Source organism: Chromobacterium alkanivorans (genome assembly GCF_016937655.1).
GTDB classification, from domain to species: domain Bacteria; phylum Pseudomonadota; class Gammaproteobacteria; order Burkholderiales; family Chromobacteriaceae; genus Chromobacterium; species Chromobacterium alkanivorans.
Genome location: NZ_JAFHKL010000018.1, coordinates 55,331 through 76,864, shown reverse-complemented (window position 1 = coordinate 76,864; position 21,534 = coordinate 55,331). Strand labels below are relative to the sequence as shown.

Below are 21,534 nucleotides of genomic sequence, written 5' to 3'. Positions count from 1 at the left end.
CCTGCACCAAGAGCCTGACTATTTCGCTGTTCTTCGACGGCACCAATAACCATGAGGAATCCGATAGCCAGGCCAAGCCGCGCTCTACCTCGAACATCGCCCGGCTGTTCCACGCCACCCTGGGCAGCGGCAGCGCCCAACCCGATCCCAAGCTGGCCGAAAAAGGACTTTACCGCTACTACATCCCCGGCGTCGGCACCCGCTTCCCCGAGATTGGCGAGCTGAAGCCGATGAGCAGCGGCCTGATCTTCGCCAATGGCGGCGAGGACCGCATCAACTGGGGGCTGACCCGAGTCATCCACGCCTTGACTATGAACTGGTTCCCGGAGCAGCCACTGTCCAACGAAGAAGCCAAAGAACTGGTGATCAAGCGCATGCGCAATCCGGTGTCGCAGCCGGACGGTTATGTCCAGCGCGCCGACGCGCTGCGCCAGCAGCTGGAAGCGCTGGCCGAGGCCCGCTACGCGCGGCCGATGCCGCAGGTGCTCGGCATCCGCCTGTTCGTCTACGGCTTCTCGCGCGGCGCCGCCGAGGCCAGGGTGTTCGCCCGCTGGCTGGAGGCGCTGACCCGGCCCGAGGACGCGCCGGCCGACGCGGTGGAGGTCCAGCACCGCCTGATCGGCATCCCGATCTCAATCCGCTTTATGGGTCTGTTCGACACCGTCGCCACCGTCGGTCTGGCCAATAGCGTGCCGATGTGCGACGGCCATATGGCCTGGGCCAGCGACAGCCAGCTGCGCCTGTCCGACAACCCTCAGTTTCTGGAGCAGTGCCAGCACTTCGTCGCCGCCCATGAGCAGCGCGCCAGCTTTCCATTGGACAGCATTCGCCGCCGCGACGACCCCAAGCAGAGCAACACCCAGTCGCGCTATCGCGCCGGCTGCGTCGAAACCCTGTACCCCGGTATGCACAGCGATGTCGGCGGCGGCTACCCGCCCGGCGAACAGGGCAAGAGCGTGGACAGCATCGATCCCCAAAACAGTCGGCAGCTGCTGTCGCAAATTCCCTTGCACGATATGTACCGCGCCGCCTTCGAGGCCGGCGCGCCCTTGCAGGTGCCGGAGATTGCGCTGGCCGAGAACGAACGCCTGGACAAGCGCTGGCTGGTGATGGACCCTCTCACTCGTGCTGAATTTATGGTCGCCCCGGAAGTCATCACCCGCTTCAACGCCTGGCTGGAGCAAGCCCAGCCTGGCGGGCTGGAAGATATTTTGCGCAGCCAGATCGCCTGGATCACCGGCTGGCGCATCCACCGTTGGATCCCCGGGGCGCGCTGTTATTACGAGTCCGCGCACAGCCAGCCGCAGCAAGACTATTTCAAACGCTGCGACGACAAGGACCAGCCAAAACCCTTGCGCCAGGCGCTGGAACGCGAGCATGAGCGGCAGTTGCAGGAAGACCTGGCCCTGCGCGACAACAAGCCGCCGCCGCAGTTGTCGCCGGAACAGCAGAAGCAGCGCGACGAGGACCGCGAGCTGATCAATACAGCCGCCGCCGACAAGCCGATTCCGGACGGAGGCAAGGCCAAGGACGGCTGCGAGCAGATGGTGACGCGGCCGGGCGTGGCCACCCGGGTCAATATCGACAAAGGTTTTGAGCCGGTGATCGACCAGCAGCAGCTGGAGCACGGCGCCAAGGACTTCCGCAAGGACTATGTGCCGGAGTGGCAGTTGTCCGGCGACCCCAGCAGCCTCATCGACGGGGTGCTGGACCTGCTGCTGGGCGGCACCGTCTACCTGCTCAATAGCGACGACGAGGCCGCCGAATACGCCAGCATCCGCGAGAGCGGCCAGGCCAAGGAAAAAGTCCTGTTCGGCCAACGCGAGCTGCGCGATCTGGTGCTGCTGTACGACGAGCACATCCACGACTCCCGCGCCTGGTTCATGTATTCCAGCGCGTTGGGCACCCGCGAACCGTGGACCGACTACTTCCGCTACCGCACGGTGTTCTACGACGACGAATCCAACAAGCCGCTGTCGCCGCTGATGATAGCCGGTCGAGTGGTGGGACTGGCGGTGACGCTGGGCAGCGTCGGTTTCGCGATCAAGCGCAAGGACCCGCGCTATCTGCTGGGTCTGATGCTGCCGTCGCTGGGCTTGCCGGTGTTGAGCGGGCGCGGCTGGCCGCAGTGGCCGGCCGGGGCGCTGCCGGAGCTGAGCTTCACCGACCCGCAGAGCGGGGCGGCCCTGCCGATGGCGGAGCTGGACCCGGCGCTGCGCGCCTTCAGCCAGCGGCCGGCGGCGGCAGAAGCGGCGCTCAGGCAGCTGTGGCGCGTCGAACCGCGGCTGCCGGTGTTCGGCGCCGAGCCGTGGCAGCCGACGCCGCTGATACTGAGGGCCTGGGAGGCGCGTAAACAGGATGTGGCGGAACTGGAGGCCTGGCTCGCCTTGACGCCGCCGCACCCCAACGACCCGGACGCGCCGCCGTTCCCGCCGCGGCCGTGGTCATGGTGAGGCCGTCTTTTTCCATCAAACTTAATACATGCAGGAAGTCAAGCTCATGGCCATCAGTCAACGCTGGAAATTGTCCGCTATCGCCTATTTCGCCGACTTCGTCTTCACCCCGCTCCGGAGCCGTTGACGCTCTCGACTTAAAGAAAGGGAAATCCTCCATGTCTCGCGTGATTCGTCAGGGCGACCGCCTCAGCAGCGGCGGCACGGTGTTGCAGGGTAGCGGCCTGGGCGGCCATCTCCAGCGGCCGCTGGCCCGCAAGGGCGACCCGGTGTTCTGCCCGCTGAAAGACCATGGCCACAACCGCATCGCCGAAGGCGCGGCACACTGGCTGCTGGACGATATGCCGGTGGCGCTGGAAGGCCATCGCTGCGAGTGCGGCTGCACGCTGCTCAGCAGCAGCGACGGCATCGAGGTGCATTGAGATGCGCGCGCTGCCAAGCTTGCCCTTGTTGCCGCCGCCCAAGCGGCTGTCGCCATGGGCTTGGGCGACGGCGCTGCTGTTGTTCTGCGCCGCCGGTGCCGGCCTCACGCTATGGCGCTGGCCGACGGACGCCCCGACCAACACGCTGGAGTTCTGGTTCTGGACCACGGCTTTCGGCCCGCTGCTGTGGGCCTTCCTGCTCTGTCTGCGCGGCGTCGCCTATTACTCGGCGGACAATGACGCCGTCTTCTTCAAGAAAGAGCTGGCGCAACGCCAGCAATACTGGCTGGCCCATCACCGCCAGACGGCCAGCCTGGCCGCCTGGGCGCTGCTGACGCCGCAGGCCCGCGGCGAAGCGGAATGGGCGGCGCTGTGCGCGGCCGCCAAGCCGCCGCCGACCGCGTCCTTGCGGCAACGACCGCCCGGCTGGGAAGCCGCGCCGGGTTACGCCGAGGTAGAGACCCGCCTAGCCAGCCGGCTGGCGCTGGCCTTGCGGACGAGCCAATCCGGTCCCGACGTGCCGCTGGCCCTGGAACTGTACTGGCAAGGGACAGACACCGGCAGAACCCGGTTTGTCGATGCCTTGCTTGCCCATTGGCCCGGCTTGAGTGTGGGTTCGCTAAGGCGCTGGGAGTCCATGCAAACACTGGATGCCGCCATTGAACGGCTGCACACCCCGGCGGCGGACGGTTCCTCGCCGGCGGCGGTCTTGTGCGCCGGCCTGGCGCTGGACCCTCAGCAGCCAACGCGACAGGCCGGTTTCGCCTGGCTGCTGCGCCGCCCCGGCCCCAACGACGCGGTGCGACTGAGCCGCCCGGAATGGAGCGACGACGGCGAGGATGTCTGCGCCGGCGCAACGCGCAACGCCGAGCAAGCCCCGGCCGTCTGCCTGGGCCTGGACAAGCTGACGCCGACCGCCGCCCCCTGGCCGACGCCGGACAAGGGCTTGCGGCCATGGTGGGACGGCCCGCCGGAGCTGGATGGCCCGGCGCTGTGCACGCTGGCCGCCATCCACGCCGCCGCCCAGCGGCAAGCCTGCGGCTGGCTATTGCAAGAACAAAGCATGCTTTATGCCGGGATGGCGTTGCCGGCGGCCTCACTCTCCAACAATAAGGACACGGCATGAGCGCACCTTCAAAACCCCATGGCCTGCTGATCATGCTGTTGGCGCTGGCGCTGCTGCTTTTGTTGCTGGGCATCCCGCTATGGCTGTACCGCGACGCCTGGATCGGCGCCGACGCGGCCGCGGATGGCAGCCGCCCGGTCTGGTGGCCGCTGCTGTCCTTGGCCGCGGCCGGGCTGCTGGCTTACGGCCTGTATCGCCTGCTCAAGAAACAGGGCCTGCTGACCGGCCTGGAGCGAGTGCTGCGCTGGGGCGCGCCGCCGCCCCGGCTGCCGGATGCCGACGCGCCGGCCCCGCCCGCCCCCTGGGCCGGCCTGGAACGCGTGGCCCAGGTCTGGCGCCAGCGTCCGGCCAAGCAGCGCCCGCACTGGCTGCTGCTCTGCGGCGCGCCCGAGGCCATCCGCCAGGCGGCGCCGGCGCTGGCCCAACAGCCCTGGCTGGAAACCGACGGCATGGTGCTGATCGACGCCTCCGCCCCCCCGCCTCCCGGCGGCTGGCGACGCCTGCGCGGACGCTGGCAAGCACCCGCCGACGCCGTCATCGCCCTGCTGCCCCAAGCCGGCGACGCCGCCGCGCTGGCCGAGCGCACCGAGCAATTGGCCATCGCCAGCGGCTGGACCCTGCCTATCACCCTATGCCAGCGCGCGCCCGACGATGCCGGCCCCGGCGTCGCCGGCTGGCCCTTGCCGGCGCTGCCCGCCAACGCCGACGACTGGGCCGCCCAGGCCAAAGCCTGGGCCGACCGGCTGGCCCTGCGCGGCATTCCCACTCACCCCGATGTGGCGGCGCAACCCTTTCTGCTGCGTTGCGCCCAGTGGCTGGAACGCGAAGCCGCGGCGCTGGCCGAGGCCTGGCAGCGCTGGCGCGGCGGCCTGGGCACGGCTCCCGCCTTCACCGCGCTGGCGCTGGCCACCTGGCCGGCCGACGTCCGGCTGTGGAGCGGCGCGGTCAGCCAGGGTTTCGCCTTCGCCCCGCGCCGCCGCAGCAGCCTCTGGCAACGCCGGCTGGCCGGACTCATCGGCGCGCTGTGCCTGTTCTGGCTGGCCGGCATGCTGGCGTCCGCCTATCAGAACCACGGCCTGATCGCCGAGGCCCAGGCCGCCATCGACGCCCAGCCTAAAACCGCCACCCTGAACAGAGCGCTCCAGCTGCAACGGCTGCTGGAGAAGCTGGAGGCCCGCCAGCGGCACGGCGCGCCGTGGTCCGCCCGCTTCGGCCTGAACCGCGACGCCGCCTTGCTGGAACGGCTGCGCCCCCACTACGCCCGCGCCATCGGCCAGGCGATGATTGCGCCGGCCCACAGCCACTGGGCGCGGCAATTGCAGGCGCTGAACCAGACCCCCGCCGCCGAGCTGAGCGCCGATCCGGCCCACACCGAACAGGGCTATCAGGCGCTGAAAGCCTATCTGACCCTGGACCAGCCGGCGCGCGCCGAACCGGCCTTCCTCGCCACCCAGCTGGCGGCCCGCGACGACGGCGCCTTCTCCCCGGCGCTGCGCCGCGCGATGGCCCAGTTCTACGCCGAACGGCTGGCCGGCCAGCCCGGCTGGCGCATCCCCGCCGATCCGGCTTTGGCGCAGGCCAGCCGCCAGACCTTGATCGGCCAGCTGGGCCGCCAGCAGGCCGACGACGCCCGCTACCAGCAGATCCTGGCGGAAGCCCAGGCCAAGTATCCGCCGCAGACGCTGGCCGCCCTGCTGCCGGGCCAGGACTTGCGCGGCCTGTGGCGCAGCGAGGCCAGCCTGTCCGGCGTGTTCACCCGCAAAGCCTGGGACGAGCATCTGCGCGCCGCCTTCGCCGACGCCCACCGCCGCCAGGGCAGCGCCGGCGACTGGGTGCTCAATGCCGAGCAGACAGGCCAGCCCAGCGCCGGCAAGGCGCTGGAAGCCGCGCTGCGCCAGCGCTACTTCGCCGACTACGCCCGCGCCTGGCAGCAATTCCTCAACGCCGTCTCCTGGCAGACGGAGGCCAAGCTGGCCGCCAACGCCCAGCAATTGCAGGTCTACGCAGATCCGCAGCGCTCACCGCTGCGCGCGCTGATGGCGGTGGTGCGCGACAACGCCCGCGCCGGAGAACGCGCCGACAGCATCGGCGCCAATCTGGTGGACAAGGCCCAGGCGCTGCTGGGCAAGAACGACGCCAGCGCGCCGGTCATCGCCGCCACAGAAACCGCGCCGCTGGCGCAAAGCTTCGGCCCGCTGCTGCGGCTGCTGGAAGAACGCCAGGACGGCTCCAACCTCAGCCTGCAACGCTATCTGGAGCGGGTGGCCGCCACCCGGCTCAAGCTGCAACAGGTGGCCGCCGCGCCGGACCCGGACGCCGCCGCCCGCGCGCTGGCGCAGGCGGTGTTCCAGGGCAAGGGCGGCGAGCTGGCCGAGGGCCGCGACTACGCCGCCCAGCTGGCCGCCAGCCTGGGCGAGGACTGGCAGGGCCTGGGCCAGCACCTGTTCCTGCAACCCTTGAACCAGTCCTGGCATACCCTGCTGCAACCGGCGGCGGCCAGCCTCAACCAGCTGTGGGATCAAAGCGTCTTCCGGCCGTGGCAAGCCAGCTTCGCCGGCCGCTACCCCTTCCACCGCGCCGACGCCGACGCCTCGCTGCCGGAACTGGGCCGCTTCCTGCACCCCGCCGACGGCCTGATACAGCAGTTCGTGCGCCAGCAACTGGGCGGGGTGCTGGAGCGCCAGGGCGATCAATGGTCGCCGGACCCTGCGGCGGCGCAGGCGCTGCGCTTCGATCTGGACTTCCTCAACGAACTGAACCGGCTGTCGCGTCTGTCCAGCCTGCTCTACGCCCAGGGCGACGCCGGCATTCTTTTTGAGCTGAAGCCCATCGCCGCCACGGGCCTGGAGGAAACCCGGCTGCAACTGGACCAGCAAAGCCTGCATTACTTCAACCAGGTGGAAAGCTGGCAGGCGATGCGCTGGCCCGGCGATCCGCTGAAAGCCGGGTCCAGCCTGCTATGGCAAAGCGTGGACACCGGCTTGCGACTGAGCCAGGACCACCCCGGCCGCTGGGGCTGGCTGCGCATGCTGGAGCAGGCCAAGCGCGAGCAGATCGACCGTTCCAGCTGGCAGCTGAGCTGGGCGCTGCCGGACGGGCGCCAGGCGCGCTACCAGCTGCGCAGCGAAGCCGGCCCCGGCCCGCTGGCCCTGCTGCAATTGGTGCAGTTCCAGCTGCCGGCGCGGATTTTTATCACGGAGCCGAGCCAACCGCCCGCCGCGGTCAAACCCGCCCGGCGGCCCCAACCCTAGGAGACGCGAATCATGACGCCCAAGCCCTTGCCAACGCACAAACCGCCCGCGGAATGGAACGCGCGCGAGCTGGAGGTTCTGCGCCAGGAATACTCGCTGATCGGCACCGCCTGCCAAAGCCTGCTGCCTGACCGCAGCCCCGCCGCCATCCACGCGCAAGCCAAGGCCCAGGGCCTGCCGCCGCCGCGCCGCTGGAGCGCGGAGGAACTGAGCATTCTCCAGCGCGAATACCCGCTGCGGGGCGAGGCTTGCCGGGCCATGCTGCCGGGGCGCGGCGCGCTCGCCATCAACGTCCAGGCGCACCGGATGGGCTTGCGCCCCCCCACGCCGGCCTTCCGCCTGGCCTTGTCCGGCAAAACGCCTCGAGGACGCGCATGAGCTGGCTGCGCGCGCTGCTGGGCCGGGACGCCGCGCCGGAAGAAGAAGCCCGCCAGCGGCTGCCGCGCTGGGCGGCCTGGCTGAAGCCGCTATCCGACGCCGAGCCCTGCGGCGAAGACCTGTCCCACGACGACGAGTTTCTGGCCTTGAAAGAAGAAGTGACCCGGGTCTCCGGCATGGACTCGCAGCAGGCCTTGGCGCATGCGGAAACCCTGCTGAAAACCCGCGGCAAGGATTTGCGCGTGGCGGCCTACTACGCCTGCGCCCGGCTGCGCCGGGACGGCGTGGCCGGCCTGGCTGACGGGCTGGAACTGAGCGCCGCCTTGCTGGAACGCTATCCGGAAACGATCTGGCCGCGGCAGCCGGCGCGGCGGCGCAATGCGCTGGAGTGGCTGGCCAGCGAACGCTTCACCGATCAGTTGGCCGTGCTGGCCGATGACGACGGCGCAGCCTGGCGGCGGGCCGCGGCCGCCTTGCTGCTGCTGCAACGGCTTGCCGCCGACAGCGCGGCGCCGCCGCTGCGGCTGGATACGCTGGGCCGCTGCCTGCACGCCAGGCTGCAAGCCGCCGGCGACGAGGCCGTCAAGGCGCCGTCGCCTGCGGCGGCGATCGCGCCCGCGCCGCCGGCCGGCGCCAACGATGTCGGCTCCTGGCGCGAACTGCTGGAACAGGCGCGGCGGATGGCGGTGTTTCTGCGCCTGCAGCCGGAAGGCCAGGCCGCCGCCCTCCGCCTGTTGCGCGCCGTGCGCTGGGAAGCGCTGTCCGGCCCGCCGCCCGGCGACGCGGAGGGCCGCAGCCGCTTGCCGCCGCCGCGCGCCGAACTGCGTCAACAACTGAAGCGCCTACTGTTGCAGCAACAATGGCGGGACTTGGCGGAGCGGGCGGAAAACGCGTTTGCGGAAGGAGCCAATCACTGGTGGCTGGACCTGCAGCGCTACGCCTGGCTGGCCTACCAGCATGGCGGCGAGATGGCGGCGCCGCTGGCGGAGTTGATCCGCGACGATGCTCAGCGGCTGTGCCAACGGCTGCCCGGCGTAGAGAAGCTGAGTTTCAGCGACGGCAGCCCGTTCGCGGAGGACGCCACGCTGGAATGGCTGGCGCAATGGCCGCGGCAGGAAACCGCCGCCCTCGCCGCGCCGGCAGCCGACGAACGCGCGGACTGGCCGGAAACCGAAACCCAGGCCCACGCCATCGCCGCCCAGCAGGGCTTGCCGGCGGCCTTTGCCTGGGTGCAGGCCCTGCCCGCCGTCGCGGGCGGCCGCGAACGCTGCCTGCGGCAATTGCTGATGGCGCGGCTGGCGGAACGCCATGGCCGCGCCGAAATGGGCGTCCACCTGCTGGAGGCGCTGTTGCTGCAAGCCGACCGCCACCAACTGGACGCCTGGGAACCGGAGCTGGCCTTCGAGCTGCTGGCGCAGCTGACGCGGCTGTTGCGCCAGCGCATGCAACGCAAGGATGCGGACCCCGCCGGCTTGAGCCAACAACTGGAGCGGCTCAACGCGCGCCTGGCCGCGCTGGACCCGGCCCGGGCGCTGGCCGGCGCCTTGCCATGAAATCGTCCGCGCCGCGCGCGGCGCTTTTTCCACACGCCGATGAAAGCCGCCCATGGATGATCTGACTCTGCGCTATTACGAAGCGGAAATGCGTTATCTGCGCGAGGCCGGCAAGGAGTTCGCCCGCGCCCACCCCGACCGCGCCGCCCTGCTGAATATCGACCGGGTAGGCAAGCGAGACCCGTATGTGGAGCGGCTGTTCGAAGGCTTCGCCTTCCTGACGGGCCGCATCCGCCAAAAGCTGGACGACGATTTCCCGGAACTGACCGAGGGCCTGGTCAACATGCTGTGGCCGCATTATCTGCGCATGGTGCCGTCGTTGACCGTGCTGGAGTTGCGCGCCGACGCCCATGCGCTGCAACAGGCCAAACCGGTGGAGGCCGGTCTGAGCGTACTCACCTCGCCGGTGGGCGCCAACGCGGTGCGCTGCGCCTATCGCAGCACCCAGCCGGCGACGATTCAGCCCTTGCTGCTGAGCGAGGCCGGCGCGCGCCTGGACGGCGAAGGACGCTCGGTGCTGGAATTGCGTTTTGATCTGGGCGCCGCCGCCAAGCGCGAGGCGCTGGACCTATCCCGCCTGCGCCTGTTCCTGGCCGCCGATCCGCCCATCGCCTTCGCGCTGCGTCACGCGCTGACCCGGCAATTGAGCCGCGCGCGCCTGCTGCCCTTGGGCCCGGGCGGCCACCCGCCTCGGGAAGCGCCGACGCTGCGCTTCGAACCGGTGGGCTTTGACGAGGCAGACCGGCTGTGGCCCAAGGCCGACAACGCCTTTGGCGGCTATCAGCTGCTGCTGGAATACTTTTGCTTCCGCGAAAAATTCCAGTTTCTCGATCTGGCCGGCCTGGACGCGGCCCTTCTGCCCGGGGACGCGACCGGCTTCACGCTGGAGCTGACCTTGACGCAACGCTATCCGGCGGACATGCCGTTCAACGCCGACAATCTGCGCTTGCACTGCGTGCCGGCGATCAATCTGTTCCCGATGGAAGCCGAGCCGCTGCATGTAGATCACCTGAGTCATGAATACCGGGTGGTGCCGCTGGCGAGCCAGGGCCCCGAGATCGAGGCCTGGTCCGTGGACGAGGTCGTTTCGATGGACACCGAGAGCGGCGGCCGCCACGCTTACGTGCCGTTCTCCAGCTTCCAGCACCGGGGCGGCATGCTGCGCGATGAGGCGCCGGAGCGCTTTTACCATGCCCGGACCCGTCTTGGCGCGGCCGGCAGGCCGGAGACCTGGCTGGTGCTGGGCGGCCACCTCTGGGACTCGCCGTCTGCGGCGATGCGCGAGGAGATCCTGTCGCTGCGCGTCACCGGCACCAACGGCATGCTGCCGCGCAAGGCCTTGCGCGAGGCGCAAATCCTGGAGCGCTCGCCGTCTTCGCCGCTGACCCGGATCGCCAATCTGACCGCGCCCACCCTCCCTTGCTATCCGCCGGCGGAAGACCGCTATCAATGGCGGGTGCTGTCCCACCTGGCGCCCAACTTTCTGTCGCTGCTGGACGCCGAGGTGTTGCGCGGAACGCTGGCGCTGTACGACTGGACCGAGGACGAATTGAACCGCCAGCGGCTGAGCGGCCTGCTGGAGGTCAGCCACCAGCTGGTCCGCCGGGTAAAGCAGGGCTGCATGGAACGCGGGGTGCGCATCGAACTGACGGTGGACCGGACCTGCTTCGCCGGCCCCGGCGACATTCATCTGTTCGGGGACTTGATGCACCGCTTCTTCGCCGCCTACGCCGACATGAATCTGTTCACCCGTTTCGAGATGCGCATCCTGCCGGAGAACGAGCGGGTCCGCTGGCCGGACAGCAAGACGGAAGCGCCGCCGCTATGACGGAAACCGACTTTTACGCCTGGCTGCGATCCGCGCCCGCCTATAACTTCTTTCAATTCTGCCGCGTGCTGGAGCGGCTGACCGGCGGCGCGCGTCTGGGCGCGGCCGACAGCCCCGCCGCCGAGCCGGTGCGGCTGCTGCCCTCGCCGTCGCTGGGTTTTCCCGCCGGCGAAATCGTCCGCGCGGAACCGGCCGACCCCGATACCGGCCGCCCTCCGGTGCTGCGCACCACCTTCATGGGGCTTTACGGCGTGGACGCCGTGCTGCCCTATTACTTCCTGGACGATATCGCCGCCCGCCGCGAGGGCCACGAACCGCTGGCGGCGATGCTGGACCTGTTCAGCCATCGCCTCACCGCCCTGCTCTATCGCGCCTGGGGCAAATACCGTTATCCGCTGGCCTTTCAGCCCGGCGCGCGCGACGCCTTGTCCAGGGGCTTGCTGGGACTGATCGGCATGGGCCTGGACGAGGCGGCCGAGCGCAGGCGGCTGCCCGCCAGCCGCCTGCTGGGACTGCTGGCCCTGCTGAGCCAGCGCACCCGGCCGGCCTCCGGCCTGGCCAGCGTCATTCGCCATGCGCTGCCCGCGGCCGAGGTCCGGGTACGGGAATTCCTCCCCCGCTGGACAATGCTGGACCAGCCTGCCCCCCTCTCCGGACGGCCGCCGCTGCGCGCCGGCGAACTGGTGCTGGGCCGCCGGCTGCGCGCCGCCAATCACGCGATCGCCGTCACCGTGCGCCCCGCTCGCGCCGACTGCGTGCCCGCGCTGCTGCCCGGAGGCTCCTTGCATCGTGACGTGCTGGCGCTGACCCGCGTTTATCTGGGATGGCGGCTGGAGGCCGAGATCTGGCTGGAGTTGCCGGCCGCCTGGCTCCCCGCCAGCGCGCTGAGCGCGGACGAACGGCCGCGCCTGGGACTTGGCGCGACCTTGGCCGGCGCAGCCCTGCGGCCCTGGCGGCGCCTGCGCATCGGCTATTATCAACCGCTGTCGGACGCTTGCGCCCGGCAGCCAGGAGAACCCGGATGAAACATCGCTTTCCCGCCCTGCGCGCCGGACTGGTCTGGCTGGGGCTGATTCTGCCGCTGAGCGGCTGCGGCCTGTGGCAAAGCACCAAGAACGTCACGGCCAGCGCCGCTCAAAAGATCTTCCTGAGCCGCATCGAGCGCCTGAACCTGGACTTGGTCGCCAGCGAGGAGCTGAACGCCGACGCCGGACAGCGGCCGCTGGCGGTTGTGGTGAGGGTGTATCAGTTGAAGGACAAAGCCGCCTTCCTGGCCGCTCCCTACCCCGCCTTGCTGGAGCAGGACCAGTCCGTGCTAAGCAACGACCTGCTGGCCAGCCGGCAAGCGCTGGTGCGGCCGGGCGCCACGGTCAGCCTGCGCGAGCCCTACCATCAGGACGCGGCCCACATCGGCGTGATCGCGCTGTTCCGGCAAGCCGGCGCGGAGCGGCAATGGCGGCTGCTGTTGGACAAGAAGGAGCTGGACAACGACAAGCCCTTGCAATTGGAGCTGCGCGGCTATGCGCTGGCGCGCCGCCAGGCGGAGGGCTGAACATGGGACCGGCCCTGTATGAAATGCTGACCGGTCAGTTTGCCGACGGACAGGCGCTGGATCTCATTGCGCCGGAGCAGCAGCTCTCCCGCAGCGTGATCGACAGCATCCGGCGCATCCTGAACGCGCGCGCCGGTTCTCTCAAGCATTTGCCGGACTACGGGCTACCGGACCTGGGCCACGTTTACCGCCATCTGCCCGCCAGCGCTCACCAGCTGATGCGCAGCATCGAGCAGACCTTGCTGCGCTACGAGCCCAGGCTGGACGCGGTCGAGGTCGCTTTCCGCGGCGACCACGAGCAAATGGTGCTGCGCTACCGGCTGCGCTGCCGTTTGAAGCAGTACGGAGAACTGGCGCTGGACGCCAGCTTCACGCCCGAGGGCGGCGTCAGGCTAAGAGCCGCCAACGCCCCTCCTGATGCGGCGTTGCGCTGACCGGCCGAACTGGCTTGCGCGGTCTGCGCGCCTTGTCCCGACCTTCTGTGGGCAGTTGTCGCGGCGCCAACCGGTTTTCGATCTTGCGGGCCAAGGCGAAACCGCGGCGGTGTTCACCGCCCCGCCGCGCGTCAACGGCTTCCAAGCGCTTACCCGCGCCGGGCGTCCGTTCATGACCGGATACGAACTTCAAGCCAGCCGCGCCAAGAAAAAAGCCGGGGCGGCCGCCCCGGCTTGATGCCGTCCGATGCAAAAGCCCGGCTCAGACCAGGCCGTCGTCTTTCAACTTGCGCTCGAACTCTTCCATGCAGCGCGCGGCCACGCCCAGCATTTCATCGATTTCCGCCTTGCTGATCACCAGCGGCGGCGAGGCCACGATGTGGTCGCCGCAGGCGCGCATGATCAGATTGTTGCGGAAGAAGATGTCGCGACACATCATGCCGATGTCGCCAAAGTCGGGGAACAGCTCGCGCTTGCTCTTGTCCTTGACCAGGGTGAACGCCTGGATCAGGCCGACGCCGCGCACATCGTCCACATGCTCGAACTGGCTGAAGGTTTCGCGCCAGCGTTTCTGCATATAGGGGCCGGTTTCGTTCTTGACGCGGTCGATGATGCCTTCGTCGCGCAGCAGCTCGATGTTGGCGCGCGCCACCGCGCTGGCCACCGGGTGGCCGGAGTAGGTGAAGCCGTGGTTGAAGTCGCCGCCGGCGATCAGGCCCTGGGCCACGCGCTCGCCGACGAAGACCGCGCCTATGGGCAGGTAGCCGGAAGACAGGCCCTTGGCGGCGGTGAAGATGTCCGGACGGAAGCCGAAGTGCTCGAAGCCGAACCATTCGCCGGTGCGGCCGAAACCGCAGATCACTTCGTCGGCCACCAGCAGCACATCGTATTTGCGGCAGATGCGCTCCACTTCCGGCCAGTACGTGGCCGGCGGAATGATCACGCCGCCGGCGCCCTGGATGGGCTCGCCGACGAAGGCGGCCACTTTTTCAGGGCCGATCTCCAGGATTTTCTCTTCCACCCAGCGCGCGGCCACCACGCCGAACTCGTCCGGGCTCAGATCCTTGCCGTACTTGTACCACCACGGCTGTTCAACGTGGGCCATGCCCGCAATCGGCAGATCGCCCTGCTCGTGCATGTATTTCATGCCGCCCAGGCTGGAGCCGCCGATGGTGGAGCCGTGATAGCCGTTCCAGCGGCCGATCAGCGTCTTCTTGTCCTTCTTGCCCTGCACGTCCCAGTAATGGCGCACCATGCGTATCATGGTGTCCACCGATTCGGAGCCGGAGTTGGTGTAGAACACATGCTGGTAGCCGGCCGGCGTCACTTGCGCCAGCAGGTGGGACAGCTCCACCACGGCCGGGTGGGTGGTCTTGAAGAAGGTATTGTAGAAGGGCAGCTCGTCCATCTGGCGCTTGGCCACGTCGGACAGCTCCTTGCGGCCGTAGCCGACGTTCACGCACCACAGGCCGGCCATGCCGTCGATGATCTTGTTGCCCTCGGAATCCCACAGGTAAATCCCCTCGCCGCGAGTCATCACCCGCGCGCCCTGCTGGTTCAACGATTGGGTGTCGGTAAACGGATGCAGATGGTGCGCGGCATCCAGTTGGCGCCATTGTTCGGTCGTGCGTTGTTGATTCTGCATAGGACTTCCTTCCAGTATTCTCCAACAGGGCGGGGATGCTCTCTCCCGCCCCTCCTTCGCCATTGGCGTATTTTCAGTGCTTATCCTGGCTGTCCGGGCTGATTCTAACGGACAAATCAGCCCAATGTCATAGCTAAATCACACGTGCAGCAGCAGGAACTTGCGTTCCCACGGGCTGATCACGCGGAAGTATTCGGAGAACTCTTTCTCCTTCATGCCCACGTACATGCTGACGAAGCGCTCGCCCAGCACCTCGGCCATTTCCTTGCAGGAAGCCAGCTGCTGCAGCGACTCCTCCGAGGAGTTGGGGAACTGGTAGGGCAGCTCGTAGGCGTCGGTCTGGCGCGGCTCGCTGGGCCGCAGCTTGTTGATGATGCCCAGGTAGCCGCAGGCCAGCGTCGCGGCCATCGCGATATAGGGGTTGACGTCCACGCCCGGCACCCGGTTTTCGATGCGGCGCGCCGCCGGCGATGAGTGCGGCACGCGCAGGCCCACGGTGCGGTTGTCGTAACCCCATTCGACGTTGGTCGGCGCCGCGGTGTAGCGCGACAAACGACGGAATGAGTTCACGTAGGGCGCAAACAGCGGCATGGACTTGGGCACGTATTTCTGCAGGCCGGCGATATAGTGGAAGAACAGGTCGGACGGGCTGCCGTCCTCGTTGGTGAACACATTGCGGCCGGTGTTCTTGTCCACCAGGCTCTGGTGCATGTGCATGGCGGAGCCCGGCTCGTTTTCCATCGGCTTGGCCATGAAGGTGGCGTACATATTGTGGCGGAACGCCGCCTCGCGCACGGTGCGCTTGAACAGGAACACCTGGTCCGCCAGTTCCAGCGGGTTGCCGTGCAGGAAGTTGATTTCCATCTGCGCGGTGCCCACTTCGTGAATCAGGGTGTCCACTTCCAGGTTCTGCGCGTGGCAGTAGTCGTAGATGTCTTCGAACAGCGGGTCGAACTCGTTGACCGCGTCGATGGAGTAAGAGCGGCGGCCGAACTCGGCGCGGCCGGTGCGGCCCACCGGCGCGGCCAGCGGGATGTCCGGGTCCGGGTTGGGGGACAGCAGGTAGAATTCCATTTCCGGAGCCAGCACCGGCTCCAGACCCATCTCGTCGAACAGGCCGATCACGCGCTTGAGCACATTGCGCGGCGCCACGTCCACCGGGCTGCCGTCGGCGCGCAGACAGTCGTAGATCAACTGAGCGGTGGGATCGACGGCCCAGGGCACGAAGCGCAGGGTGTTCGGGTCCGGGGCCAGCACCATGTCCGGGTCGGTCAGGTCCAGCATGCTGTCGTCGGGGTAGTCCCCGGTCACAGTCTGGATCAGCACGACTTCCGGCAGGCGCATTTCCGGGTCGGACACGAACTTGTCCTTGGGCACGATCTTGCCGCGCGCCACGCCGGTCATGTCGGGGACGATACACTCGACTTCAGTGATCCGGTGCTCTCGCAGCCATTCATTGATCTGATGGGTCATGATGCTCTTCCTCTATGTGTGTTATTCCGAGTGGTGACACAAGGTCTCGGTTAATTGTGGCCCGCGTTGCCGCTGGTTGCGGCGTTGGCGGCAGGCGTCGCCAAATGCTTTGAAGATGGCCATGGACAGCGGGTTCTCCCAGTATTTCCATTCCGGATGCCATTGCGCGGCGAAGGCGAAGCCCTTGGCGTCGCGCACGCTATAGGCCTCCACCAGGCCGTCGTCGGCGACGGCCTCGCAGATCAGCCGGTCGGACAAACGCTTGATGCCTTGCTGGTGCAGGGAATTGACCATGGCGGATTGCTGGCCGGTCCATTGCCGCAGCAGGCCGCCCTCGGCGAACTGCACCGGGTGGGACAGCGCGTACATCGCGTCCACGTCCGGGGTGTCCGGCTCGCGGTGGTCGCGCTTGCCCTCCTCCTCCTGCACGTGCTGGTAGAGCTCGCCGCCCATCGCCACGTTGATTTCCTGGAAGCCGCGGCAGATGCCCAGCAGGGGGATGCCCTGCTCCAGCACTTGCTGGATCAGCGGCAGCGTGGTGGCGTCGCGCATCGGGTCGTGCATGGTGCCGGGGCGGCTGGGTGCGCCGCCGTAGCGGTGCGGTTCGACATTGGACAGCGAGCCGGGCAGCAGCACGCCGTCCACCAGTTCCAGCACGTCCTTCAGCGCGGTCTTGTCGCCCAGCGCCGGCAGCAGCACCGGCACGCCGCCGGCGCCGCCGGCCGCCGCGGCGATGTATTTCTCGCCCACGGCGTGGAAGGGCAACGGGCCTACCATCTTGATGTCACAGGGTATGCCGATGATAGCTTGCAACATTTCAAATCCTTGATACGGGTCAGGAAGCCGCCTTGATGGCTTCGATCGGGTCGATGAACGGGTGGCCCAGCGCCTGAGCCACCGCCTGGTAAGTGAGCCGGCCGCGGCAGACGTTGAGGCCGTTGCGCAGATGGGCGTTGTCCAGCAATGCCTGGCGCCAGCCCTTGTTGGCCAGCTCCAGCGTGTACGGCAGCGTGGCGTTGGTCAGCGCCTGGGTGGAGGTGCGCGCCACGCCGCCGGGCATATTGGCCACGCAGTAATGGACGATGCCGTCCACCACGTAAATGGGGTCTTGATGAGTGGTGGGCCGGCTGGTCTCGAAGCAGCCGCCCTGGTCTATCGCCACGTCCACCAGCACCGCGCCCGGCTTCATGATCTTCAGCATCGGCCGCGTCACCAGCTTGGGCGCCGCCGCGCCCGGAATCAGCACCGCGCCTATCACCAGGTCCGCCTCGCGCAGGCTGTCTTCGATATTGGCGGAGTTGGACACCAGCGTCTTGATGCGGCCGCCGAACACCATGTCGATTTCCTTCAGGCGCGGCAAGGACTTGTCCAGGATGGTGACTTCGGCGCCGGCGCCCATGGCCATGCGCGCGGCGTTCAGGCCCACCACGCCGCCGCCTATCACCACCACTCGCGCCGGGGCCACGCCCGGCACGCCGCCCAGCAGCACGCCGCGGCCGCCCTGGGCTTTTTCCAGCGCGTGGGCGCCGGCCTGTATCGCCATCCGGCCGGCCACCTCGGACATCGGCGCCAGCAGCGGCAGGCCGCCGCGCTCGTCGGTGACGGTTTCGTAAGCGATGGCAATGGCGTCCGATTCCAGCAATAATTTGGTCTGCTCCGGGTCCGGCGCCAAATGCAGATAGGTGAACAGGAGCTGATCCCGGCGCAGCATCCGGCATTCCACCGGCTGCGGCTCTTTCACCTTGACGATCATGTCGCTGCGTTCGAAGGTTTCTTCGGCGCTGGAGGCAATGGAGGCGCCGGCCTGGATATACTGTTCATCGGTGAATCCGATGGCGAGGCCGGCCTGGGTCTGGACCAAAACTTTGTGTGCGTTGGCGACTAACTCCCGGACTCCAGACGGGGTCAGGCCAACACGATACTCGTGGTTCTTGATCTCCTTGGGAACACCGATAAGCATGTCGCTCTCCTCACTTGGATTTGTTGCGGATGTGCCGCGCAAGCGTTTAAGAAAATTCACAACACGCTTGCTCCTTGTTTCTGATTCTGACTATAAACCCCCAACGATGCAAAGATATTCGATTTTGCGTCGCAGCAAGTAGTGCAGAGTCCGTACAAAATAATTATCATAAAGCGTCTAAAATTATTAACATACTGACGGAGCAGGAATCCATGGACGTTGGCGCGAGATTACGCATGGTCAGGGATCGTTTCGGGCTGTCGCAACGGGAGCTGGCCAAGCGAGCCGGAGTCACCAACGGCACCATTTCGCTGATCGAGCAGAATCGGGTCAGCCCTTCGGTCAGCTCGCTGAAAAAGGTGCTGGAAGGCCTGCCGATGACGCTGGCGGATTTTTTCACCTTCGATTCCGACCCGGAACAAGCCAGAGTGTTCTATCAGGCCCACGAATTACCCAATCTGGGCAATGAACAGATCCGCTTGTTGCTGGTGGGCACCGCCCACGACAAGCGCGACATCGCCATCCTGCGCGAAGTCTACGAAACCGGCGCCGACACCGGGCCGGACATGTTGACGCACGACGGCCAGGAGGGCGGCGTCATCATCAAAGGCAGTATAGAAGTGACCGTGAACAACGAGAGCCGCATCCTGGGGCCGGGCGACGCTTATTACTTCGACAGCCGGCTGCCGCACCGCTTTCGCAATGTCGGCGCCGAAACCTGCGAAGTGGTCAGCGCCAGTTCGCCGCCCACATTCTAAGAACCTGTTTACGATCTGCTGCGCGTTGGCGATACGGCGTTGAAAACGCCTTCGAAATGCTCATGTACCAACCGTACATTCCGCTTTCTCAGCCGTTTTCGCCTTGTCTCGCCTTAGCTCGCGAGATCGTAAACACATTCTAAGAACCATTGAAAACAAGAAGCGCCGGCAAGACCGCATCCGGCGACCAGCAGGCCATAAGGCCAGGCCGGGGAGCTTTGCCCGCCGCGCCGGCTCCAAGCCCACGACAGACCACAACGCAGTCAAACCCGCGTCAAGCGATACCGGCGCCGACAATGGACGGCGCAGGATCAATCAAAGGAGAGAGTAAATGGCTAGAACGCATGCCGAATGGAAGCAATTCGCCGCTCAACTGAAGATCGAAGGGCGCGCCTTCATCGCCGGCGAGTACTGCGCCGCGCAAGACGGCAAAAGCTTTGCCTGCAACAACCCCGCCAACGGCGAAAAGCTGGCCGATGTGGCCTGGTGCGGCGAGGCCGACGTGGAGCGCGCGGTGCGCGCCGCGCGCCAGGCCTTCGACTCCGGCGCCTGGTCTGGCCTGCCGCCGCGCGAGCGCGGCCGCATCCTCAAGCGCTTCGCCGCGCTGATCCACCAGCACAGCGACGAGCTGTCGCTGCTGGAAACCCTGGACGTGGGCAAGCCCATCAGCGACACCCTCAGCGTGGATGTGCCCGGCAGCGCCTATTGCGTGGAATGGTTCGCCGAAGCCATAGACAAGATAGGCGGCGAAGTGGCGCCGGTGGACCCCAAGGTGGTGGGCCTGGTCACCCGCGAAGCCATCGGCGTGGTGGCCGCCATCGTGCCGTGGAACTACCCCATCATGATGGCCAGCTGGAAGTTCGGCCCGGCGCTGGCCGCCGGCAACCCGGTGATCATCAAGCCTTCGGAAAAATCCCCGCTCACCGCCATCCGCCTGGCGGCGCTGGCCAAAGAGGCCGGCATCCCCAACGGCGTGTTCCAGGTGCTGCCCGGCGCCGGCGACGTGGGCAAGCTGCTGGCGCTGCACATGGACGTGGACTGCGTCGCCTTCACCGGCTCCACCGGCGTGGGCAAATTGATCGCCGGCTACGCCGCGCAATCCAACCTCAAGCGCGTCTGGCTGGAGCTGGGCGGCAAATCGCCCAACATCATCCTGCCGGACTGCCCGGACGTCGCCCAGGCGGCGCGCGCCGCCGCCGGCGGCATCTTCTACAATATGGGCGAAGTCTGCACCGCCGGCTCCCGCGTGCTGGTCCACCGCGACATCAAGGCGCGCTTCCTGCAGGAGCTGGAAGCGGCGGCCGCCCGCTATTACCCGCAAGATCCGCTGGACCCGGCCACCAATATGGGCGCCATCGTGGACCGCATCCAGTACGACAAGGTGCTGTCCTACATCGGCAAGGGCGACAGCGAAGGCGCGAAGAAGCTGTTCGGCGGCAAGCCGGCCCACGCCGACACCGGCCTGTTCATCGAACCGACGGCGTTTGACTGCCCCAGCGCCGACCTGACCATCTGCCGCGAGGAAATCTTCGGCCCGGTGCTGTCGGTGATCACCTTCGACGACGTGGAAGACGCCATCCGCATCGCCAACGACACCGAATACGGCCTGGCGGCCGCGGTGTGGACCTCCAACGTCAGCACCGCTCACCAGGTGGCGCGCCGCCTGCGCGCCGGCACGGTGTGGGTGAATTGCTATGATGAAGGCGGGGACATGAACTTCCCCTTCGGCGGCTTCAAGCAATCCGGCAACGGCCGCGACAAATCGCTGCACGCGCTGGAAAAATACACTGAGCTGAAGAGCACGCTGATCAAGCTGTAAACCGCGCGTACAGCGCCGCCGACAGGCTGCCCCTCCGGCAGCCTGTCTTGTTTTCATCCACCCTCGGCAAGGATGCGCCATGAGCAAGTACCTGCCCGCCCTCCTCTGCCTTTGCGCCGCCGCCGCGCATGCCGCTTCCGCGCCGCCCGCCTGCCCGGCGGAAGGGCTGAAGGTTGGATACTACCCAACGGCCACCGCCTATGAAAACGGCAAGGGCTACGACGTGGACCTGGTCCACGAACTGGCGCGCCGCTTGGGCTGCAAGATCCGCGAGGAGCGCGAATATCCGCGCTTGCGCGTGCTGCTGCTGGTGCAGCACGGCAAGCTCAATCTGGCCACCTCCACCATCCCCCTGCAAAAGCGGCTGCGCTACGCCTGGGTGCTGCCCTATACCCGCGACCGCAATATGACCCTGCTCAGTCCGGCGGTGCAGGGCAAGACGCCGGAACAATGGCTGAACGACCCCAAGCTGAAATGGGGCGCCGTCATCGGCTACCGCAACAGCCCGCTGCAGGACTATTTCCTGCAGCAGATGGCCAAGCGCGACAAGCTGATCTGCGCCGCCAACGAAGAAGACCTGCTGGACATGCTGCGCAGCGGCTCCATCTCCGCCGCCTTCTCCCAACCCCAGGTCTACGACCACTGGGTCAGCGGCCAGCCGCGCGCCCGGCTGCAAGTCAAAGTCATGGACCCCTTCGGCGACAGCAGCCTGGAGAACGGCCTGGTGCTGTCCCACCGCGGCTTCAGCGAGCCCCAGATGCGCCTCTGGCGGGCGGAGCTGGAAAAAATGCGCGCGGACGGCAGCCTGCAACGCATTCTGCGCAAATACCTGAGCGAAGACAGCGTGCGCGGCATGCTGGAATAACAATCACTCTCACGCGG

Annotated in this window: 17 protein-coding genes; 13 read left to right on the top strand and 4 right to left on the bottom strand. The window is 67.4% G+C overall.

Going from position 1 to position 21,534, the window contains the following annotated elements; translation table 11 throughout:
• From JW897_RS22605 to tssE, 10 genes are all read left to right on the top strand, one after another.
• The coding region (locus JW897_RS22605; protein WP_205467728.1) for a T6SS phospholipase effector Tle1-like catalytic domain-containing protein at window positions 1–2,453 on the top strand (2,453 nt) is incomplete at its 5' end.
• Window positions 2,454–2,611: 158 nt separating this feature from the next.
• Window positions 2,612–2,875 carry a PAAR domain-containing protein gene (locus JW897_RS22600; RefSeq protein WP_043593944.1) on the top strand — a complete coding sequence of 88 codons (264 nt, stop codon included), beginning with the start codon at window positions 2,612–2,614 and terminating at the stop codon, window positions 2,873–2,875.
• Between the two features lies 1 nt (window position 2,876).
• Window positions 2,877–4,001, top strand: a complete 1,125-nt coding sequence (locus JW897_RS22595; protein WP_205467727.1) for a hypothetical protein — start codon at window positions 2,877–2,879, stop codon at window positions 3,999–4,001.
• Window positions 3,998–7,252, top strand: coding sequence for an ImcF-related family protein (locus JW897_RS22590; protein WP_205467726.1), 3,255 nt, complete (start codon window positions 3,998–4,000; stop codon window positions 7,250–7,252). Before JW897_RS22595 ends, JW897_RS22590 begins: the two co-directional genes overlap by 4 nt.
• Window positions 7,253–7,264: 12 nt before the next feature.
• A complete protein-coding gene (locus JW897_RS22585; RefSeq protein WP_048412326.1) occupies window positions 7,265–7,630 on the top strand; it encodes a hypothetical protein in 366 nt (121 codons plus the stop codon).
• Complete coding sequence (tssA, locus tag JW897_RS22580; protein ID WP_205467725.1) at window positions 7,627–9,183, top strand: type VI secretion system protein TssA; 1,557 nt, start codon at window positions 7,627–7,629, stop codon at window positions 9,181–9,183. The genes JW897_RS22585 and tssA overlap by 4 nt, the downstream gene beginning before the upstream one ends.
• Window positions 9,184–9,235: 52 nt before the next feature.
• The gene (gene tssF / locus JW897_RS22575; protein ID WP_205467724.1) at window positions 9,236–11,011 is read left to right on the top strand and encodes a type VI secretion system baseplate subunit TssF; all 1,776 of its coding nucleotides are present in this window, start codon (window positions 9,236–9,238) and stop codon (window positions 11,009–11,011) included.
• On the top strand, window positions 11,008–12,036 hold the full coding sequence (tssG, locus tag JW897_RS22570; RefSeq protein ID WP_205467723.1) for a type VI secretion system baseplate subunit TssG: 1,029 nt from the start codon (window positions 11,008–11,010) through the stop codon (window positions 12,034–12,036). Before tssF ends, tssG begins: the two co-directional genes overlap by 4 nt.
• The gene (gene tssJ / locus JW897_RS22565) at window positions 12,033–12,563 is read left to right on the top strand and encodes a type VI secretion system lipoprotein TssJ (protein ID WP_205467722.1); all 531 of its coding nucleotides are present in this window, start codon (window positions 12,033–12,035) and stop codon (window positions 12,561–12,563) included. Before tssG ends, tssJ begins: the two co-directional genes overlap by 4 nt.
• 2 nt (window positions 12,564–12,565) lie before the next feature.
• Window positions 12,566–12,997 (top strand): type VI secretion system baseplate subunit TssE, encoded by a 432-nt coding sequence (gene tssE, locus JW897_RS22560; protein WP_205467721.1) that lies wholly within the window; start codon window positions 12,566–12,568, stop codon window positions 12,995–12,997.
• A gap of 262 nt (window positions 12,998–13,259) precedes the next feature.
• Here tssE and JW897_RS22555 read toward each other — a convergent pair whose 3' ends face one another.
• From JW897_RS22555 to ald, 4 genes are all read right to left on the bottom strand, one after another.
• Window positions 13,260–14,642, bottom strand: a complete 1,383-nt coding sequence (locus JW897_RS22555; protein ID WP_205467720.1) for an aspartate aminotransferase family protein — start codon at window positions 14,640–14,642, stop codon at window positions 13,260–13,262.
• A gap of 138 nt (window positions 14,643–14,780) precedes the next feature.
• Complete coding sequence (locus tag JW897_RS22550) at window positions 14,781–16,115, bottom strand: glutamine synthetase family protein (RefSeq protein WP_048412319.1); 1,335 nt, start codon at window positions 16,113–16,115, stop codon at window positions 14,781–14,783.
• A 21-nt stretch (window positions 16,116–16,136) separates the two neighbouring features.
• Complete coding sequence (locus JW897_RS22545; protein WP_048412318.1) at window positions 16,137–16,931, bottom strand: gamma-glutamyl-gamma-aminobutyrate hydrolase family protein; 795 nt, start codon at window positions 16,929–16,931, stop codon at window positions 16,137–16,139.
• 19 nt (window positions 16,932–16,950) lie between these two features.
• Window positions 16,951–18,075 carry an alanine dehydrogenase gene (ald, locus tag JW897_RS22540; RefSeq protein ID WP_048412317.1) on the bottom strand — a complete coding sequence of 375 codons (1,125 nt, stop codon included), beginning with the start codon at window positions 18,073–18,075 and terminating at the stop codon, window positions 16,951–16,953.
• A 212-nt stretch (window positions 18,076–18,287) separates the two neighbouring features.
• On the opposite strand from ald, the gene JW897_RS22535 reads away from it, so the two are divergent.
• The 3 genes from JW897_RS22535 to JW897_RS22525 all read left to right on the top strand — a co-directional run bounded on the left by JW897_RS22535 (window position 18,288) and on the right by JW897_RS22525 (window position 21,517).
• On the top strand, window positions 18,288–18,833 hold the full coding sequence (locus JW897_RS22535) for a cupin domain-containing protein (RefSeq protein WP_048412316.1): 546 nt from the start codon (window positions 18,288–18,290) through the stop codon (window positions 18,831–18,833).
• A 331-nt stretch (window positions 18,834–19,164) separates the two neighbouring features.
• Window positions 19,165–20,652 carry an aldehyde dehydrogenase gene (locus JW897_RS22530; RefSeq protein WP_205467719.1) on the top strand — a complete coding sequence of 496 codons (1,488 nt, stop codon included), beginning with the start codon at window positions 19,165–19,167 and terminating at the stop codon, window positions 20,650–20,652.
• A gap of 79 nt (window positions 20,653–20,731) precedes the next feature.
• Window positions 20,732–21,517, top strand: a complete 786-nt coding sequence (locus tag JW897_RS22525) for a substrate-binding periplasmic protein (protein ID WP_205467718.1) — start codon at window positions 20,732–20,734, stop codon at window positions 21,515–21,517.
• Window positions 21,518–21,534 lie beyond the last annotated feature (17 nt).

Coding starts and splice junctions, on each gene's coding strand:
- JW897_RS22600 (WP_043593944.1), top strand. CDS start 2,612: ATGTCTCGCGTGATTCGTCAGGGCGACCGCCTCAGCAGCGGCGGCACG.
- JW897_RS22595 (WP_205467727.1), top strand. CDS start 2,877: ATGCGCGCGCTGCCAAGCTTGCCCTTGTTGCCGCCGCCCAAGCGGCTG.
- JW897_RS22590 (WP_205467726.1), top strand. CDS start 3,998: ATGAGCGCACCTTCAAAACCCCATGGCCTGCTGATCATGCTGTTGGCG.
- JW897_RS22585 (WP_048412326.1), top strand. CDS start 7,265: ATGACGCCCAAGCCCTTGCCAACGCACAAACCGCCCGCGGAATGGAAC.
- tssA (WP_205467725.1), top strand. CDS start 7,627: ATGAGCTGGCTGCGCGCGCTGCTGGGCCGGGACGCCGCGCCGGAAGAA.
- tssF (WP_205467724.1), top strand. CDS start 9,236: ATGGATGATCTGACTCTGCGCTATTACGAAGCGGAAATGCGTTATCTG.
- tssG (WP_205467723.1), top strand. CDS start 11,008: ATGACGGAAACCGACTTTTACGCCTGGCTGCGATCCGCGCCCGCCTAT.
- tssJ (WP_205467722.1), top strand. CDS start 12,033: ATGAAACATCGCTTTCCCGCCCTGCGCGCCGGACTGGTCTGGCTGGGG.
- tssE (WP_205467721.1), top strand. CDS start 12,566: ATGGGACCGGCCCTGTATGAAATGCTGACCGGTCAGTTTGCCGACGGA.
- JW897_RS22555 (WP_205467720.1), bottom strand. CDS start 14,642: ATGCAGAATCAACAACGCACGACCGAACAATGGCGCCAACTGGATGCC.
- JW897_RS22550 (WP_048412319.1), bottom strand. CDS start 16,115: ATGACCCATCAGATCAATGAATGGCTGCGAGAGCACCGGATCACTGAA.
- JW897_RS22545 (WP_048412318.1), bottom strand. CDS start 16,931: ATGTTGCAAGCTATCATCGGCATACCCTGTGACATCAAGATGGTAGGC.
- ald (WP_048412317.1), bottom strand. CDS start 18,075: ATGCTTATCGGTGTTCCCAAGGAGATCAAGAACCACGAGTATCGTGTT.
- JW897_RS22535 (WP_048412316.1), top strand. CDS start 18,288: ATGGACGTTGGCGCGAGATTACGCATGGTCAGGGATCGTTTCGGGCTG.
- JW897_RS22530 (WP_205467719.1), top strand. CDS start 19,165: ATGGCTAGAACGCATGCCGAATGGAAGCAATTCGCCGCTCAACTGAAG.
- JW897_RS22525 (WP_205467718.1), top strand. CDS start 20,732: ATGAGCAAGTACCTGCCCGCCCTCCTCTGCCTTTGCGCCGCCGCCGCG.